Here is a 15,010-nt window from a genome sequence, read left to right on the forward strand (position 1 = left end):
CCCCACCCTCAGGCCTGCACCGCTGACGGCCCTCCCACCCCGCCGCCCGGCACCGCGCCCGGCCCTCTCACCCCGCCGCCCGGCACCGCGCCCGGCCCTCTCACCGCGCCGCCCCACGCCTCCGTGAAGTCCGAAATATCGGATTTATCAATGCGCCGGGCGCCAAGCGTATCGGTGGGCGGTGCGGCCGTCCCACCTGGCTGGGGCGAGCCGGATCGTTCGCCGTGCCGGACGGCGGGCCAAGCGGAGCGGGGCGGGTCGGCGGCAAGGCCGTTGTTGCGGATACCCAGGTGAAGGGCGGTCGGCAGGTAATTGACGGCAACGGTGGCCGTCGCCTCCGGGCCCGCGTGCTTGCGCACATTGGTGAGGGCCTCCTGCACGATGCGGTAGGCCGCACGGTCAATCTCGGGCGGCAGATCGCGCGGTTCGCCCGTCACTTTCGTCTCGACGGGGAGACCGGCGTCGGCCGTGAGATCGTCGAGGCGGCTCAGACCCAGGGCGGGCTGGCGGGGCGCGGCCTCGTCCTCGGTCCGCAGCACGCCCAGGACCGAGCGGACCTCGCGCAGCGCCTCGGCACTGGCCGTCTTGATCGCCGTGAGCGCCTCGCGGGCCTGCTCCGGCTGGCGTTCCATGAGGTGCAGCCCCACACCGGCCTGCACGTTGATCAACGACAGGTGATGCCCGAGCACGTCGTGCAGCTCACGCGCGATCCGCAGCCGTTCCTCGGACGCCTGGCGGCGTTCCTGCTCCTCCCGGGCCCGGGCCCGCTCGGCCCGCACCTTCATGATCTCGGCCAGATGCTCGGCCCGCGACTTGGAGGCGCTCCCCAGGAAGATCATCACGGCCAGGCCGACGGCCAGCAGCAGCGCCTCACGCACCCCCGGCCGAACGCCCGGGTCGAGGCCCAGCCGGTCGGCGAGAAAACCACAGACCAGGAGGTACGCCACGTAAGCGGCACCCGCGGACACGGCGGCCGCGGTGGGCCGGCCGTTGCGGGCGATCTGGAACAGGGCGAGCGCCGGGGCCACCGCATAGATCCAGGTCGGCTCGGCGAACGTCGCGAACCCGAGCGACGCCGCCGCCGCGATCGCGAACACGGCAACCGGGTAGACCCGCCGCCACAGCAACGCGATCGGCCCGACCACGAGCAGCGCCCAGACCCACGGGTGCATCGGCCGGAAGACTCCGCCTTCATCGGCCAGCCCGTTAGCGCCGAGCACGTGAAAGAGCACGCCGGCGATGACCGCCCCGACCCCGGGGTGCATCCGGTTCCCCCGGAACCGCCCGGTGCGGTTGGCCGCCCGCCAAGGCGGCCCCTCCCCGTCGGCCCGCCATGCCAGACCGGGCCCACCGGCTGGGCCCGACCCGCCGCGCGAGCCATAGCCGCCGCCCGGCCCGACGCCGCCACCCACGCCGACATCGCCGCGCCGGCCGAGGTCGGCCCCTGCAGCAAGGTCGCCGGAAACGCGGTCATCGGGTGGGCCGGGCTGTTCCGAGCTGCCGGGCGGGCTGAGCTTGCCCGCGCGCCAGGGCGGGCCCGGGTTGTCGCCGGGCCAGGGTGGCTCCCACCGCTTTCTCTTCCCCACGCTGCGAACCTACGACACCGGCGGGTGGTGGGGCATCGGCGTGCGGGCGCGGCGTCGCGTGCTCCCCGGGGAGTAGCGCCTGCGGTTGTCGTACTCCTGGTGGCGTACACCCAAGAGCGCGGGTAAGCCGCCGGCCGTAAGAAAGATGCTTCGCTGGGGCGACGCCGCAGGCGAGGCGAAAGCCGACAGTGGTGACACAAGCCCACTGAGGAGGCGCTGTGCAAGCCAACGACAGCAAACGGATGCGGACGTCGGACAAGGAACGCGAGCAGGTCGCCGAGATCCTGCGGGCCGCCATGGCCGAGGGGCGGCTGGACATGACCGAGGGCGAGGAGCGGCTGGCCGCCTGCTACGCGGCGAAGTTCCGGGACGAGCTCGCTCCGCTGACCGCCGATCTGCCCGGTAACGGACTGTGGGCGCTCGCCGAGTCACCCGAGGTGAAGAAGGCGACACGCCGGGGGCTGCGGCGGCATTTCAACATCGTCGTGTCGGTTGCGATGATCCTGACGGGTTTGTGGATCCTGTCCGGGGCCCAGTTCTTCTGGCCCGTGATTCCCCTCGCCTTCCTGGTCATGGGGCTCATCCGGCACGCTCGATGGGGTCGCTACGCGTACGCCCAGCGGGTCGCGCCGTGGAACGGGCCCGGCTGGGCCGGGCACCCCCGGTTCCATAGTGGACATCGGGGTTGTTGATCATCCCTCCCCGCTCTGCCAGAGTTACCCGGCTCTGTGGGGAGGGACAACAAAACATGATGGGTCCGTCGCACGCCCTGTCGGGCGCGGCCGCCTGGCTCGCCGGCACGTGGGCGTTAGACCACTTCGCCGGGTACGAGCAGTCACCGCTGGCGGTCGGCGTGGGCACGCTCGTCTGCGCGGGCGGGGCGCTGCTGCCCGACCTCGACCTGTCCGGCAAGGTCACCCGTAACCAGGGCGGCGCGACGGTGGCGCGCACGTTCGGGGTGTTCTCGCTGTTCGTGGCCGAGGTGATCGAGAAGTTCTCGCTCGGCGTCTACACCGCGACCCGGCTCAGCCGGGACCCGCGCCGCAACAACGGGCACCGCACGTTCACCCACACGCTGCCGTTCGCGGCCCTGGTCGGCTGGGGCACGACGGCGCTGGCCACCAGCTACGGCAAGTGGGCGGTGGTCGGCATCGTGTTCTTCATGGCCGGCCTGGCGCTGCGCGGCCTGTTCGACGAGTGGGCCGAGCGCGCGGGCTGGGTCATCGTGACGATCTGCTCGGCCGTGATCGCCTGGTTCACCGCGGCCAACCTGCCCGGTGACCGCGGGTATCCACTGCTGGGGTTCGCGGTCGCGGTCGGTTGCTTCGTGCACTTACTGGGCGACATCATCACGTCGGCCGGGGTGCCGATCCTGTGGCCGATACCCACCGGCCGCAAGATGTGGCGGATGGTCGGCGTCCCGAACGGCATGGCGGTCAAGGTGGGCGGCAAGGTCGAGACGGTCGTCCTGCGGACCGCCTTCGTGATCATCTCGCTGCTGGCCATCGCGGGCATCTTCGCGCCTTCCCTTTTGCACCAACTGGACCTGGACACTTGGGCCGACAGCCGCTGACGTATTGACAGTTGTCTTTACAGCTCGCATCGTCGAGCCATGCGGGCTCGCCTGGTACTCCTCGTCGTCAGCGCGGTTCTGTTCGCCTTCGCGGCCCCGGCTGCGGCCGCCCGGACGCCGTTACGCGCGGCCGATCCGAGCGTTCTGCGGGTCGGCTCCACCTACATCGGCGTTCAATCAACGGGCGCCGGCATAGCCGTACGGCAGGGGTCCTCGCCCGATGCCGTCGCCACCGCGACCGCCCGCCAGGTGTGGAGCGACACCCGCAACCTCGGCGAAGTGTGGGCGCCGGAGATCGTGACCGACGGCGGCCGGTACTACATCTACTTCTCGGCCGGGCGCGGGGCCGCCCACCGCATGTACGTCATCAGCTCGGCCTCGGCCGCCTCCGGCTACGGTGGCGAGACGCAGGTGGCGCTGCCGGACAACAAGTGGGCCATCGACGGCAGCATGTTCGTCTTCAACGGGCAGCGCTACTTCGTCTGGTCCGGCTGGGCCGGCGACACGAACGTCGAGCAGAACCTCTACATCGCCCGGATGAGCAGCCCCACCGCGGCCACCGGTGCCCGCTACATCATCTCGCAGCCGCGCGAGAGCTGGGAACGCGTCGTCGGCAACCCGTTCATCAACGAGGGCCCGGAGCCGATCCGCGACCCCAACGGCCAGCTGCACATCGTCTACTCGGCCAACGGCAGCTGGAGCGACCAGTACTGCCTGGCCGACCTGCGCCTGCGGGCCGGCGGCGACCCCACCTACGTCTGGGACTGGTACAAGTCGAACGGCTGCCTCTTCGGCTCCAACCGCGCCACCATGATGGCCGGCTGGGATCCCACCCTCACCGTCAACGGCCCCGGCCACCACACCTTCGTCCTGCTCAACGGCGACATCGCCACCAGTCCCCCGGCCGGCCCCCGCTTCCCGTTCATGTACCACGCGGTCGCCAAGGGCACGCCGTACGCGTGGGAGAACCGCTACTGGTACACCGGCACCTTCGTCTGGTGGGGCAACACGACGTATTCGCGCGCCAACGTCCCGGGCGCGAACACCGACACCGGCTTCAGTTTGAAGTTCTTCGAGTGACCCTCACCGTCCCCACTCGGGCTGAGCGCACCGTCGAGGACCACGTCCGCCGCATCTTCAGCAAGCCGGCCCGCACCAACGACGGCCCGATTCCGGCCGACAAGCGTGTGCTGGCCGTCCTCACCTGGCTGCGTGAGAACTCCTGAGCGCCTCGGCCAAGCGGTCGGCCGTGTCGGGTGGGGCCTCGGGCAGGAACAAGGACGGCTCGACCAGTTCCAGCTCCAGCACGCGGGGGCGGCCGTCGTCGGCGCGGATCAGGTCGACGCGGGCGTAGGTGGGGACGCCGAAGCGGGTGGTGACCACGTCCACGGCGGCCCGGGCGACGGCGATCTGGTCGGGCGTGGCCTCGTACGGCTGGGTGGTCTCCTCGGCGAACAGGCCTGTCACGGCGCCGGCCTGCGGGAGGTCGACGCGTTTGGTGGCGGCGTGGCTGTAGGAGCCGCCGAGGAAGACCAGCGGCCACTCGCCGTCGACCGGGACGGAGCGCACCCGCGGCTGGATCAGGGCGGTCACCCCGGCTGCGTGCAGCCTGGCCACGTGCGCGTACGCCTCGTCGCGCTGGGCCGGTGCGTACCAGGCGGCGTCCTTGCTGCCCGCGCCGACGGCCGGTTTGACCACGAAGTCGTCGTCGGGCAGGGCCGGCCGCCGGTCGCCGGGCTCGGCGAAGACGGTCGCGGTGATCGGCACCCCGGCTTGGTCGAGGTCGCTCAAATAGTGCTTGTCCAGGCTCCACCGCAGCATCGGCAGCGGATTGCGCAGGTCGGTGACGGCTGCGACCCGTACCAGCCAAGCCTGGAACTCGCCCAGCCGCCGCGGATAGTCCCAGGTCGAGCGCAGCACGACCTGGTCGTAGGTCGCCCAGGCCGCCGCCGGGTCGTCCCAGGCCACGACGTCGACCTCGAATCCGGCCCGCTTGAGCGCGGGCAGCGCCAGCTCTTCGTCGGGGTCCTGGCCGCGGGCCTCGGTGGCGGAGACCCAGGCGAGTCGAGTCGTCACAGCGGTCAGTTCTGCAGGACAGGCCAGGCCGCCTCGGGGTGGCAGCGGGCGGGGCAGGCCAGGATGTAGAGCTCGTTGCCCAGGAACAGCTGGACCTGTTCGTCCTTGTGGTCGGGCTTCATCGGCCACATGTCGAAGCCGAAGTTCTCCGGCACCTGGGCCAGGAACTCCATCTCGGTGCCGCAGGCGCAGCGGTACTGCTCCGGGCCCTGCGCCCAGGAGGGAACGCCGCCGAGTTTGAATCCGGGCCGGCCGCGACCGAACTGATCGACCGTCTCGGCTTCCTCCCGCCGGGTCAGCCTGCGGCCCTCGACGTACGGATCGGCCTGGTCGGCCGCGGTTCCGGGAGCTTGTACGAAAATCCGCCAGAACCGCTCCCCGACCTCCCAGAAACGCTCCGGCAGCTGCTGCGACTCCGCGAATGCCGCGTCGTCGTGCACCGGGCACTGGAAGACCGAGAGATGCTCGCCCTCCGGGAGGTCCGCTTGGAAGAAGAAGACCATCCGCTCACCGCAGTAGCACGACGGCCACTCCTGACCGTCCGCGAGCAGCGGCCACCCACCGATGGTGTCCCGATCACCGGCCGTTGCCGCCGGCCCTGTCTCCATGACGATCATCGCCCCAACGTATCCGCCTCAGAGGTCGATGACGACCTTGCCGTGCACGTGGCGAGCGGCCTGGAGCTCGACCGCGTCGCGGATCCGCTCGACCGGGTAACTCGCCGCGACGGGCACCCGGAGCCGGCCCGTCGCGACCAGGCGGGCGATCTCCTCGAGGGCGCCCGGGGCGGCGTCGGCCCCGTTGGCCGGGGTGATGCCGTCGATCCGGGCCGCGATGGTGGTGATGCGCTCGTCCGGCACACCGAGCTTCCGGGCCGCCTGAGCCGTCTCCGTACCGTGCAGGTCGACAGCCGCGGTGACGCCGCCGAGAGCCTGGACGCGGTCGGCCAGGCCGTCGCCGTAGGTGACCGGCTCGGCCCCGAGGGCGCGCAGGGCGTCGGCCGAGGCCGCCGACCCGGTGCCGATCACGCGGGCGCCGGCGAGGCGGGCCAGTTGGACGGCGAACACGCCGACCCCGCCACCCGCGCCGCCGACGAGCAGGGTGTCGCCCGGGCCGGGATCGACCACGGCCAGGGCGGCCGCGGCCGTGCAGCCCGCGATCGTCAGGGTGGCCGCCGTGCGATCGTCGACGCCGTCCGGAGTGTGGTGCGCATCGCCGCCAGCGGCGATCGTCCCGGACAAGTCGATGACCACATGGTCGGCGACCGCCCGGGACATGGCGCCGCCGAACACCCGGTCACCGGTCGCGAACCCGGTCACGCCGGCTCCCACCTGGTCGACGACTCCGGCGTAGTCGGTGCCGAACCCGCACGGCAGGCTCAGCCCGAACCGGGCCGCCGCCGCGGCGCCGGAGGTCATGAACCAGTCCATGGGGTTGAGGCCGGCCGCGGTGACACGGACGCGGATCTGTCCCGCCCCGGCGTGCGGCGTGGGCACCTCGCGCAGGGTCAGCACCTCGGGGCCGCCGAACGACTCGACGAACTGGACCGCTCGGCTCATGGTTTCCTCCCTACCGAAACGGACTATGCTCCGTTTCATCAAGGCCACCGTAGCACAACCGGAGCGTGATCCGTTTTGACGTCAGCCAAGACCCCACGGTCCGACGCGGCCCGCAACCGTGAGCAGCTGCTGGCCGTGGCAACCCAGCTCTTCGCCTCGGCCGGCGCCGAGCCGTCGATGCGGGCGATCGCCCAGGAGGCCGGCGTCGGCATCGCGACGCTCTACCGGCACTTCCCCACCCGCGAGGCGCTGGTCGACGCGGTCTACCGGGACCAGGTCGCCCGGCTCACCGACGGCGCCCGCGACCTGCTCGCCGAGCTGCCCCCGCCCGCGGCGCTGCGCCGCTGGGCGGAACTGTTCGGCGAGTGGATCGCCACCAAGAACGGCATGCTCGACACGCTGCTGGCGATGATCGAGTCGGGCGAGATCGGGCACGCCCAAACCCAGACCGTGCTGCTCGCGGCCATCGACGAGCTGCTCGGCGCGGGCCGGGCCACGGGCGAGCTCCGCGCCGACGTCACCGCCGAGGACATCGCGGCCGGCCTGATCGGCATCTTCACCGTGGCCCACCCGCACGAGCACAAGACGCGGGCGGACCGCCTGCTGACCGTCATGATGGACGGCCTCAGGGCAGGAGCCTGATCACCGCCGCCGGGCAGCGGTCGACCGCCTGCTGAATGGCGGGGACCTCGGAGTCCGGCGGCGTCTCGGTCAGCAGGATCACGACGGCCTCCTCCGGGTCCTGGTCGAAGACGGCGGGGGCGGTCATCGCGCAGTTCCCGGCGCCGATGCACATGTCGCGGTCGACGCTGACCCTCATGACCAGACCACCGGCAACTCGGCCGGCCCGCGCACCACGGAGTCCTTCTTCCAGACGACATCCTCCAGCGGAACGGCCAGGCGCAGGGCCGGTACGCGGGTGGCCAGCGCCCGCAGCACGGTGGTCAACTCCATGCGGGCGATCTGCTGCCCGACGCAGGCGTGCGCGCCGTGGCCGAAGCCGAGATGCGCGCCGGGCCTGCGGGTGATGTCGAACGTGTCGCCGTCCGGGTGCAGGGCCTCGTCGCGGTTGCCGGACTGCACAGCCACGACCACGAAGTCGCCGGCCTTGATCGGCTGCCCGTTCAGCGTGGTGTCCTCGGTGGCCTGCCGCAGCAGCCCGGCGCCGACGGCCAGGTAGCGCACCAGCTCCTCCGTGGCCGAGGCGGCCGCGCCGGGATCGGCGACCAGCTTCTCCCACTGGCCGGGCACGGTGAGCAGCGCGACCAGGCCGTAGGTGATCATCGAGGCAGTGGTGTCGAACCCCGCGATCAGCAGCGCCGCGTTCATCTCGGTGAGCTCGGTGTCGGTCAACGGGCGCTCACTGTCGGCGCTGTGCTCGATCATCCGGCTGAGAACATCATCGGTGGGCCGGGCTCGGCGGCTCGCTACCGCTTGATAGAGGTACGCATAAAGGGGCGCCAGCGCCTCGCGGAGCTGATCGGCCTTCGTCGAGGTGTCGAAGAGCGCCGTCGCGGCCTGGTGCAGCAGATGGTGTTGCTCGGGCGGCACCCCGATCAGCTCGGCGATCACGGCCGTGGTGACGGCGGTGGAGAACTCCCGGTGCAGCGGGTACGGCTGTTCCGAGGCCAGCATCCGGGTGATCGCCTCGTCGGTGATCCGCTCGACCATGGGCCGCAGCTCGGCCAGCCGCCGGGCGTGGGTCACCTGCGGGGCGAAGTTGCGCCGGATCCGCACGTGCTCGGGCCCGTCCATCCGGGTGAAGTTGTCGATCGGCCCGTCCTCGGCGTAGGACGCGAGCACGTGCGCGGCCAGCCCGGGCCGGGTCGAGAAGCGGCGCCCGTCGCCCAGGACCTCGCGCACCCCGGCATAATCCGAGACCAGCCAGGCGTCCAGCCCGGCCGGGCAGGCGACCCGGACCATCCGCTTCTGAGCACGCCAGGCAGCGTACGGCGGTGGCGGGTCGAAGGGCCGCTGATCCTCGGCCGGCATCGGCATCGCAGGCAGTGTCATCCCCGTAACCTTCCGTGAGACCTCCGCTGCCGACCCTACAAGACATTCACCAAACTCAATACCGCCGCTTCGTGTCGACCGCGGGCGCGTCTGGGCGGTGAGGCGGCGGGCGGGGCGCGGTGGCCGCGGGGCGGCGGTGGGGCGGTTTGCTCTGCGGCGACGGTGGGGTTGTCGGTGGAACGGCCGTCTCGGCGGGGTGGGGGTGCATACGCTCCTGGACGTGGCGCGGCGGGGATGGGATGAGCTGCCGGCGAGTGTGCGCTGGGCTGTTCAGGACTGCGCCGGGCCGGTCGAGCGGGTGGAACCGGTCGCGACGGGGGCCGTCTCTGATCTGGTGGCCGTGCTGCACACGGCGAGTGGCGTCCACTTCTGCAAGGGCGTCGAGGCCGGTAATCCGCGCGGGTGGATGCACCGCAACGAGGCCCGGCTGAACCGGCACCTGCGGGCGGTCACGCCGGCCCTGCGCTGGGCGATCGAGTGCGACGGCTGGACCATGCTCGGCTTCGAGCACGTGCGCGGCCGGCACCCGGACCTGACACCCGGCTCGGCCGATCTGCCGCAGGTCGCCGCGGCCCACAGCGTGATGGCGCACGCGCTCACCCCGTGCCCGCCGATGAGGGTGCAGGCCGCCACGGCGCGATGGGAGGGCCACCTCGATCCGGCGGTGGTCGAGGGCGACTCCCTGGTGCACACCGACGCCACCCCGCGCAACATTCTCGTCCGCGCCACGGGCGTGACGGTGGTCGACTGGGCGTCGCCCTGCCGGGGCGCCGCCTGGATCGACACCGCGCTCATGGTGATCCGGCTGATCGCGGCCGGGCACACTCCGGCCGCCGCCCAATGCTGGGCCGCCGCCGTGCCCGCCTGGACGGCCGCGCCGCCGGACAAGCTCGACGCGTTCGCGGCGGCGACGGCCGTGCTCACCCGGGAGTGGAAGGCCGACCGGGACCAGCCGTTCGCCCGGGCGGCGACGGCCTGGCACCGGCACCGGGCCGGGGCGCCGTAGCGCCCCGGTAGGGTCGGACGCGAGGATCGACCATGCCGTGAGGGGTAAAGCGTTGCCTACGCAGATCACTGTGGCCCGGGCCGAACCGGGTCTGCTTCCGCACTTCCCGGATGTCGTCCAGCTGGCCGACGGGCGGCTGCTGGCGGCCTGGCGGGAGAGCACCGGCCACGTCAAGGCCGACGGGCACATCCGGGTCGCGGAGAGCGCCGACAACGGGCAGACCTGGAGTGAGCCGCGGACGGCGATCGATGGCCCGTTCGACGACCGCGACCCGAAGCTGGTGGTGCTCAAGGACGGGACCGTCCTGCTCAGTTACTTCGTCATCGAGTGGACCGAGCCCTGGCAGACCACCCACGGCACCTGGGTGCACCGCAGCACCGACAACGGGCAGACCTGGGGCGAGCCGATCCTCGTCGGCACGGCCATGGCCCTGCCCGAGGACGAGCGCCGGGCCAACAAGACCTTCTCGGCCTCGCACGGCGCGGCGGCCGAGCTGCCCAGCGGCGATCTGCTTTTCCCGCTGTACGGGCGTCTGCCGGGCGAGGCGTGGATGCGCGCCACGGTCGTACGCAGCACGGACAAGGGCCTGACCTGGCCCGCCGAGACCGAGATCCTGCTGGCCGCGGCCGACGGCGTGCACTTCCAGGAGCCGACCCTGACCGTGCTCGACGACCGGGTCGTCGTGCTGATCCGGACGACGGTCGGGCACGCCTACATCGCCGAGTCCACCGACGACGGGCACACCTGGAGCATCGCCCAGCCGACCGACATGCCCGCCTCCTCCCATCACGCCCTGCGGTTGAGCACAGGCGAGGTGCTGGTGACGTACGGCGATCTGAAGCCCCGCTTCTCCGAGCACCGCGACACCGTGGGCCGGCTCGTGCGCGAGCCCGAGAAGGGCTGGGACGGCTACGGCGACGTGCAGCTCTACGACTCGGGCCACTCCGACCAGGCCAACCCGTCGAGCGTCGAGCTGGCGCCGGGCAAGTTCCTGACGCTGGGCTTCGACGTGCGGGCGGCGACCGTGGTCGCGATCCTCACGGAGAAGGAAGACTACCCTCAGTAACGGCAGTCCGCGGGCTTGTCCGACAGCGGCAGGCCCGCGGCCGCCCACGCCTCGAACCCGCCGATCAGGTCGGTCGCCCGCCACAGGCCCAGGTCCTGCAGGCTCTTCGCGGCCAGGCTGGAGCTGTAGCCCTGCCGGCAGACCACGATCACCTGGACGTCGTAGCCGGTGGCCTCGGGGATCCGGTTCGGTGAGGCCGGGTCGAGGCGCCACTCCATCACGGTCCGGTCGATGACGATCGCACCCGGCAGGTCACCCTGCTCGGCCCGCTGCCGGTCGGTGCGGGTATCGATCAGCAGAGCCCCGCCCACGACCGCCTCCCGCGCCTCGTGCGGATCCAATCGGAGAAGGCCCTCGCGGGCCTTCTCCAGCATCACGTCAACACCGATCGTCATACGACGATCTTGCCCGGCCGGGGCCGGGGCATCCTCAGCCGATCTCGTAGGCCAGGTTGGGGCGCAGCCAGCGCTCGACCTCCTCGACGCTCATCCCGCGCCGGGCCGCGTAGTCGACGATCTGGTCCTGGCCGAGCCGGCCGACCGTGAAGTAGCGCGAGTCGGGGTGGGCGAAGATCAGGCCGCTGACCGCGGCGGCCGGGGTCATCGCGTACGACTCGGTCAGGCCGACCCCGATCTCGCGCGTGCCGAGCAGGTCGAACAGGTCCTTCTTCTCGCTGTGGTCGGGGCTGGCCGGGTAGCCCAGGGCGGGGCGGATGCCGCGGAAGCGCTCGGCGTGCAGATCCTCCAGCTTGGGCTTGGCGCCGGGCTCGAACCACTGGCGGCGGACCTGCAGGTGCAGGTACTCGGCGAACGCCTCGGCCAGCCGGTCGGCCAGCGCCTTGACCATGATGGCCCGGTAGTCGTCGTTGTCCGCCTCGTACTTGCGGGCCAGATTCTCGGCGCCGTGGATGGCCACCGCGAAGCCGCCCAAGTGATCGCCCTCGGGGGCGATGTAATCGGCCAGGCTGCGGTTGGCGCGGCCGTCCGGCTTCTGGGTCTGCTGGCGCAGCATCGGGAAGGTGACGCCGGCGTCGTCGAGCACGATGTCGTCGCCGTCGCTGTGTGCTGCCCAGAACGCGTACCGCCCCCGGGCCTGGAAGGAACCCTCGGCAATGATCTTGTCGAGCAGCGTGTTGGCGTCGTCGAACAGCTCGCGGGCCACCGGCTGCTCCAGGATCGCCGGGTACTTGCCCTTGAGCTCCCAGGCCAGGAACAGGAACTGCCAGTCGATCATCTCGCGTAGCTGGGCGATCGTCGGCTGCACGTCGCGGACGCCGGTGAACTCGGGTGCCGGCAGGTCGGTGAAGTCGACCCGCTCCCGGTTGGCCCGGGCCTGCTCGAGAGTGAGCAGCGGCTGCGCGTGCCGGTTGGCGTGCTGCTCGCGCAGGCGCTCCTGGTCGGCCCGGTTGGCCACGTCGAGCTTCTCGGCCCGGTCGGGGTCGAGCAGGTCGGACACCACGCCGACGACCCGCGACGCGTCGAGCACGTGCACGGTCGAGGCTTCGTAGGCGGGCGCGATCCGTACGGCCGTGTGTTGCTTGGAAGTTGTCGCCCCGCCGATGAGCAGGGGAAGTTTGAGCCCGCGACGCTGCATCTCGGCGCCGACGGCGACCATCTCGTCGAGCGACGGGGTGATCAGCCCGGAGAGGCCGACCACGTCGGCGCCCTCGGCCACCGCCGTGTCGAGGATCTTCGCGGCCGGGACCATCACGCCGAGGTCGATCACCTCGTAGTTGTTGCAGCCGAGGACGACGCCGACGATGTTCTTGCCGATGTCGTGCACGTCGCCCTTGACCGTGGCCAGCACGACCTTGCCCTGGCCGCGGCTGGTCTCGACCCGGCCCTCGAGGCGGGCCTGCTCCTTCTCGGCCTCCATGAACGGCTCGAGGTAGGCCACCGAGCGCTTCATCACGCGGGCGCTCTTGACCACCTGGGGCAGGAACATCTTGCCCGAGCCGAACAGGTCGCCGACCACTTTCATGCCGTCCATCAGCGGGCCCTCGATCACCTCGAGCGGCCGCGCGAACTGCTGGCGGGCCTCCTCGGTGTCGTCCTCGATGAAGTCGACGATGCCGTGGACCAGCGCGTACGACAGGCGCTCGTTGACCGGGGCCTCGCGCCAGGACAGGTCGACCTCGCGCTGCTTGCCCTTGCCGGTGACCGTGGAGGCGAAGGTGACCAGGCGGTCGGTGGCGTCGGGCCGGCGGTCGAAGAGCACGTCCTCGACCAGCTCGAGCAGGTCGGCCGGGATGTCCTGGTAGACGGCGAGCTGACCGGCGTTGACGATGCCCATGTCGAGGCCAGCCTTGACCGCGTGGAACAGGAAGGCCGAGTGCATGGCCTCGCGGACCACGTCGTTGCCGCGGAACGAGAACGACAGGTTGGAGATGCCGCCGCTCGTACGAGCCCCCGGGCACCGCTCCTTGATCAGCGGCAGCGCCTCGATGAATGCCTTGGCATATCCGTTGTGTTCGGAAATTCCCGTCGCCACCGCCAGGACATTCGGGTCGAAGATGATGTCATCCGGCGCAAAACCGGCGGTGCCCACCAGCAGGTCGTAGGCGCGTCCGCAGATCTCGACCTTACGGTCACGGGTGTCGGCCTGGCCCTGCTCGTCGAAGGCCATGACCACCACGCCCGCGCCGAAGTCACGGATCTTGCGAGCCTGCGACAGGAAGGCCTCCTCACCCTCCTTGAGACTGATCGAGTTGACCACGCCCTTGCCCTGCACGCACTTGAGACCGGCCTCGAGCACGCTCCACTTGGAGCTGTCGATCATGATGGGGATGCGGGCCACCTCGGGCTCGGTCGCGATCAGGTTGAGGAAGGTGGTCATCGCCTGCTCGCTGTCGAGCAGATCGGCGTCCATGTTCACGTCGAGCAGGTTGGCCCCGCCGCGCACCTGGTCAAGGGCGACGTCGACCGCGCCCTGGTAGTTGTCGGCCTCGATCAGCCGGCGGAACTTGGCCGAGCCGGTGACGTTGGTCCGCTCGCCGATCATGACGAAGCCGGTGTCGGGGCCGATCGCGAACGGCTCCAGGCCGCTGAACCGGGTGGTCTCGGCCGGCGGGTTGATCGGGCGCGGCTTGAGTCCTCGGACCTTCTCGGCGATCTGCGCGATGTGCGCGGGCGAGGTGCCGCAGCAGCCGCCGACGATGTTGACCAGGCCGTCGGCGGCGAACTCCCGGACCAGCGCCGAGGTCTGCTCGGGGGTCTCGTCGTAGCCGCCGAACGCGTTGGGCAGGCCCGCGTTCGGGTGGGCGGCCACGTAGACGTTCGCCAGCCGGGCCAGGTCGGCCACGTGGGGCCGCATCTCCGTCGCCCCGAGCGAGCAGTTGACGCCGACCACCAGCGGCTCGGCCCGCTCGATGGAGCGCCAGAACGCCTCCACGGTCTGGCCGCTGAGCGTGCGCCCGGACAGGTCGACGATCGTCACCGAGATCCAGAGCGGCAGGTCGGGCGCGACCTCGCGGGCGGCGGCGATGGCCGCCTTGGCGTTCAGGGTGTCGAAGATCGTCTCGACCAGCAGCAGATCGACCCCGCCCTCGGCCAGCGCCGAGATCTGCTCGGCATATGCCGCCTTGACCTGGTCGAACGTGACCGCGCGGTACGCCGGGTCGTCGACCTTGGGCGACAGCGACAGCGTCACGTTGAGCGGGCCGACCGAGCCGGCCACGAAGCGGGTGCCCTCGGCCTCGTCGGCCGCCTGCCGGGCCAGCCGCGCGCCCTGGATGTTCATCTCGCGCACGAGGTGCTCCAGGCCGTAGTCGGCCTGGGCGATGCTCGTCGCGGTGAAGGTGTTGGTGGTCGTGATGTCGGCCCCGGCCGCCAGGTATTGCCGGTGGACGTCGAGGATCACGTCGGGCCGGGTCAGGATCAGCAGGTCGGGGTCGCCCGTGACGTCCTGCTCGTGGTCGGCCGGGATCAGCTCGTTGCGGTAATCCGCGGGCTTGAGATCGGCCCCCTGCAGCATGGTGCCCCAGGCGCCGTCCAGCACCAGCAGCCGCTCGCCCTCGGCGAGCAGGCGCTTCAGCTCGGCAACGCGCTCATTTCTCTCCACACCGACCACCTCCGTGGTAACAACGGAGGCGCCCTTGGTCGGTATCCACCGAGCGAGCGTGGCGGGTGTCAC

At 71.2% G+C, this 15,010-nt stretch carries 15 protein-coding genes; 7 read left to right on the plus strand and 8 right to left on the minus strand.

Annotated features, from left to right (window positions below; translation table 11 throughout):
- Positions 1 to 8 precede the first annotated feature (8 nt).
- A complete protein-coding gene (locus AB0J66_RS41205; protein WP_364672787.1) occupies positions 9 to 1,586 on the minus strand; it encodes a histidine kinase in 1,578 nt (525 codons plus the stop codon).
- A 218-nt stretch (positions 1,587 to 1,804) separates the two neighbouring features.
- Between AB0J66_RS41205 and AB0J66_RS41210 the strand changes: the two genes are divergently transcribed.
- The 4 genes from AB0J66_RS41210 to AB0J66_RS41225 are packed head-to-tail and all read left to right on the plus strand — an operon-like array spanning position 1,805 to position 4,385.
- Positions 1,805 to 2,278 (plus strand): DUF1707 domain-containing protein, encoded by a 474-nt coding sequence (locus AB0J66_RS41210; protein ID WP_364672789.1) that lies wholly within the window; start codon positions 1,805 to 1,807, stop codon positions 2,276 to 2,278.
- Positions 2,279 to 2,334: 56 nt separating this feature from the next.
- Entirely contained in the window at positions 2,335 to 3,159 is an 825-nt protein-coding gene (locus AB0J66_RS41215; RefSeq protein ID WP_364672790.1) for a metal-dependent hydrolase, read from the plus strand.
- Positions 3,160 to 3,198: 39 nt separating this feature from the next.
- On the plus strand, positions 3,199 to 4,239 hold the full coding sequence (locus tag AB0J66_RS41220; RefSeq protein WP_364672791.1) for a glycoside hydrolase family 43 protein: 1,041 nt from the start codon (positions 3,199 to 3,201) through the stop codon (positions 4,237 to 4,239).
- Positions 4,236 to 4,385 carry a hypothetical protein gene (locus tag AB0J66_RS41225; protein ID WP_364672793.1) on the plus strand — a complete coding sequence of 50 codons (150 nt, stop codon included), beginning with the start codon at positions 4,236 to 4,238 and terminating at the stop codon, positions 4,383 to 4,385. The genes AB0J66_RS41220 and AB0J66_RS41225 overlap by 4 nt, the downstream gene beginning before the upstream one ends.
- On the opposite strand, the gene AB0J66_RS41230 is transcribed toward AB0J66_RS41225, so the two are convergent.
- The 3 genes from AB0J66_RS41230 to AB0J66_RS41240 are packed head-to-tail and all read right to left on the minus strand — an operon-like array spanning position 4,360 to position 6,794.
- A complete protein-coding gene (locus AB0J66_RS41230) occupies positions 4,360 to 5,235 on the minus strand; it encodes a hypothetical protein (RefSeq protein WP_364672794.1) in 876 nt (291 codons plus the stop codon). The two genes, AB0J66_RS41225 and AB0J66_RS41230, sit on opposite strands and share 26 nt — an antisense overlap.
- A gap of 5 nt (positions 5,236 to 5,240) precedes the next feature.
- Complete coding sequence (locus tag AB0J66_RS41235) at positions 5,241 to 5,852, minus strand: hypothetical protein (protein ID WP_364672796.1); 612 nt, start codon at positions 5,850 to 5,852, stop codon at positions 5,241 to 5,243.
- Positions 5,853 to 5,870: 18 nt separating this feature from the next.
- The gene (locus tag AB0J66_RS41240) at positions 5,871 to 6,794 is read right to left on the minus strand and encodes an NADP-dependent oxidoreductase (RefSeq protein ID WP_364672798.1); all 924 of its coding nucleotides are present in this window, start codon (positions 6,792 to 6,794) and stop codon (positions 5,871 to 5,873) included.
- A gap of 75 nt (positions 6,795 to 6,869) precedes the next feature.
- Here AB0J66_RS41240 and AB0J66_RS41245 point away from each other — a divergent pair, with 75 nt between their 5' ends.
- On the plus strand, positions 6,870 to 7,436 hold the full coding sequence (locus tag AB0J66_RS41245; RefSeq protein ID WP_364672799.1) for a helix-turn-helix domain-containing protein: 567 nt from the start codon (positions 6,870 to 6,872) through the stop codon (positions 7,434 to 7,436).
- Here the strand turns inward: AB0J66_RS41245 and AB0J66_RS41250 are convergent.
- Positions 7,420 to 7,614, minus strand: coding sequence for a ferredoxin (locus AB0J66_RS41250; RefSeq protein ID WP_364672800.1), 195 nt, complete (start codon positions 7,612 to 7,614; stop codon positions 7,420 to 7,422). The genes AB0J66_RS41245 and AB0J66_RS41250 overlap by 17 nt on opposite strands.
- Positions 7,611 to 8,807, minus strand: a complete 1,197-nt coding sequence (locus AB0J66_RS41255) for a cytochrome P450 (RefSeq protein WP_364672801.1) — start codon at positions 8,805 to 8,807, stop codon at positions 7,611 to 7,613. The genes AB0J66_RS41250 and AB0J66_RS41255 overlap by 4 nt, the downstream gene beginning before the upstream one ends.
- A gap of 220 nt (positions 8,808 to 9,027) precedes the next feature.
- Here AB0J66_RS41255 and AB0J66_RS41260 point away from each other — a divergent pair, with 220 nt between their 5' ends.
- Together AB0J66_RS41260 and AB0J66_RS41265 are read left to right on the plus strand one after the other, a co-directional pair.
- Positions 9,028 to 9,813, plus strand: a complete 786-nt coding sequence (locus AB0J66_RS41260; RefSeq protein WP_364672803.1) for a hypothetical protein — start codon at positions 9,028 to 9,030, stop codon at positions 9,811 to 9,813.
- A 52-nt stretch (positions 9,814 to 9,865) separates the two neighbouring features.
- Complete coding sequence (locus AB0J66_RS41265; protein ID WP_364672804.1) at positions 9,866 to 10,879, plus strand: sialidase family protein; 1,014 nt, start codon at positions 9,866 to 9,868, stop codon at positions 10,877 to 10,879.
- On the opposite strand, the gene AB0J66_RS41270 is transcribed toward AB0J66_RS41265, so the two are convergent.
- On the minus strand, positions 10,873 to 11,274 hold the full coding sequence (locus AB0J66_RS41270; protein WP_364672805.1) for a rhodanese-like domain-containing protein: 402 nt from the start codon (positions 11,272 to 11,274) through the stop codon (positions 10,873 to 10,875). The two genes, AB0J66_RS41265 and AB0J66_RS41270, sit on opposite strands and share 7 nt — an antisense overlap.
- A 34-nt stretch (positions 11,275 to 11,308) precedes the next feature.
- The gene (metH, locus tag AB0J66_RS41275) at positions 11,309 to 14,938 is read right to left on the minus strand and encodes a methionine synthase (RefSeq protein ID WP_364672807.1); all 3,630 of its coding nucleotides are present in this window, start codon (positions 14,936 to 14,938) and stop codon (positions 11,309 to 11,311) included.
- Between the last annotated feature and the right edge of the window lie 72 nt (positions 14,939 to 15,010).

Origin of the sequence: Actinoplanes sp. NPDC049598 (assembly GCF_040675435.1) — a bacterium.
Lineage (GTDB): Bacteria > Actinomycetota > Actinomycetes > Mycobacteriales > Micromonosporaceae > Actinoplanes.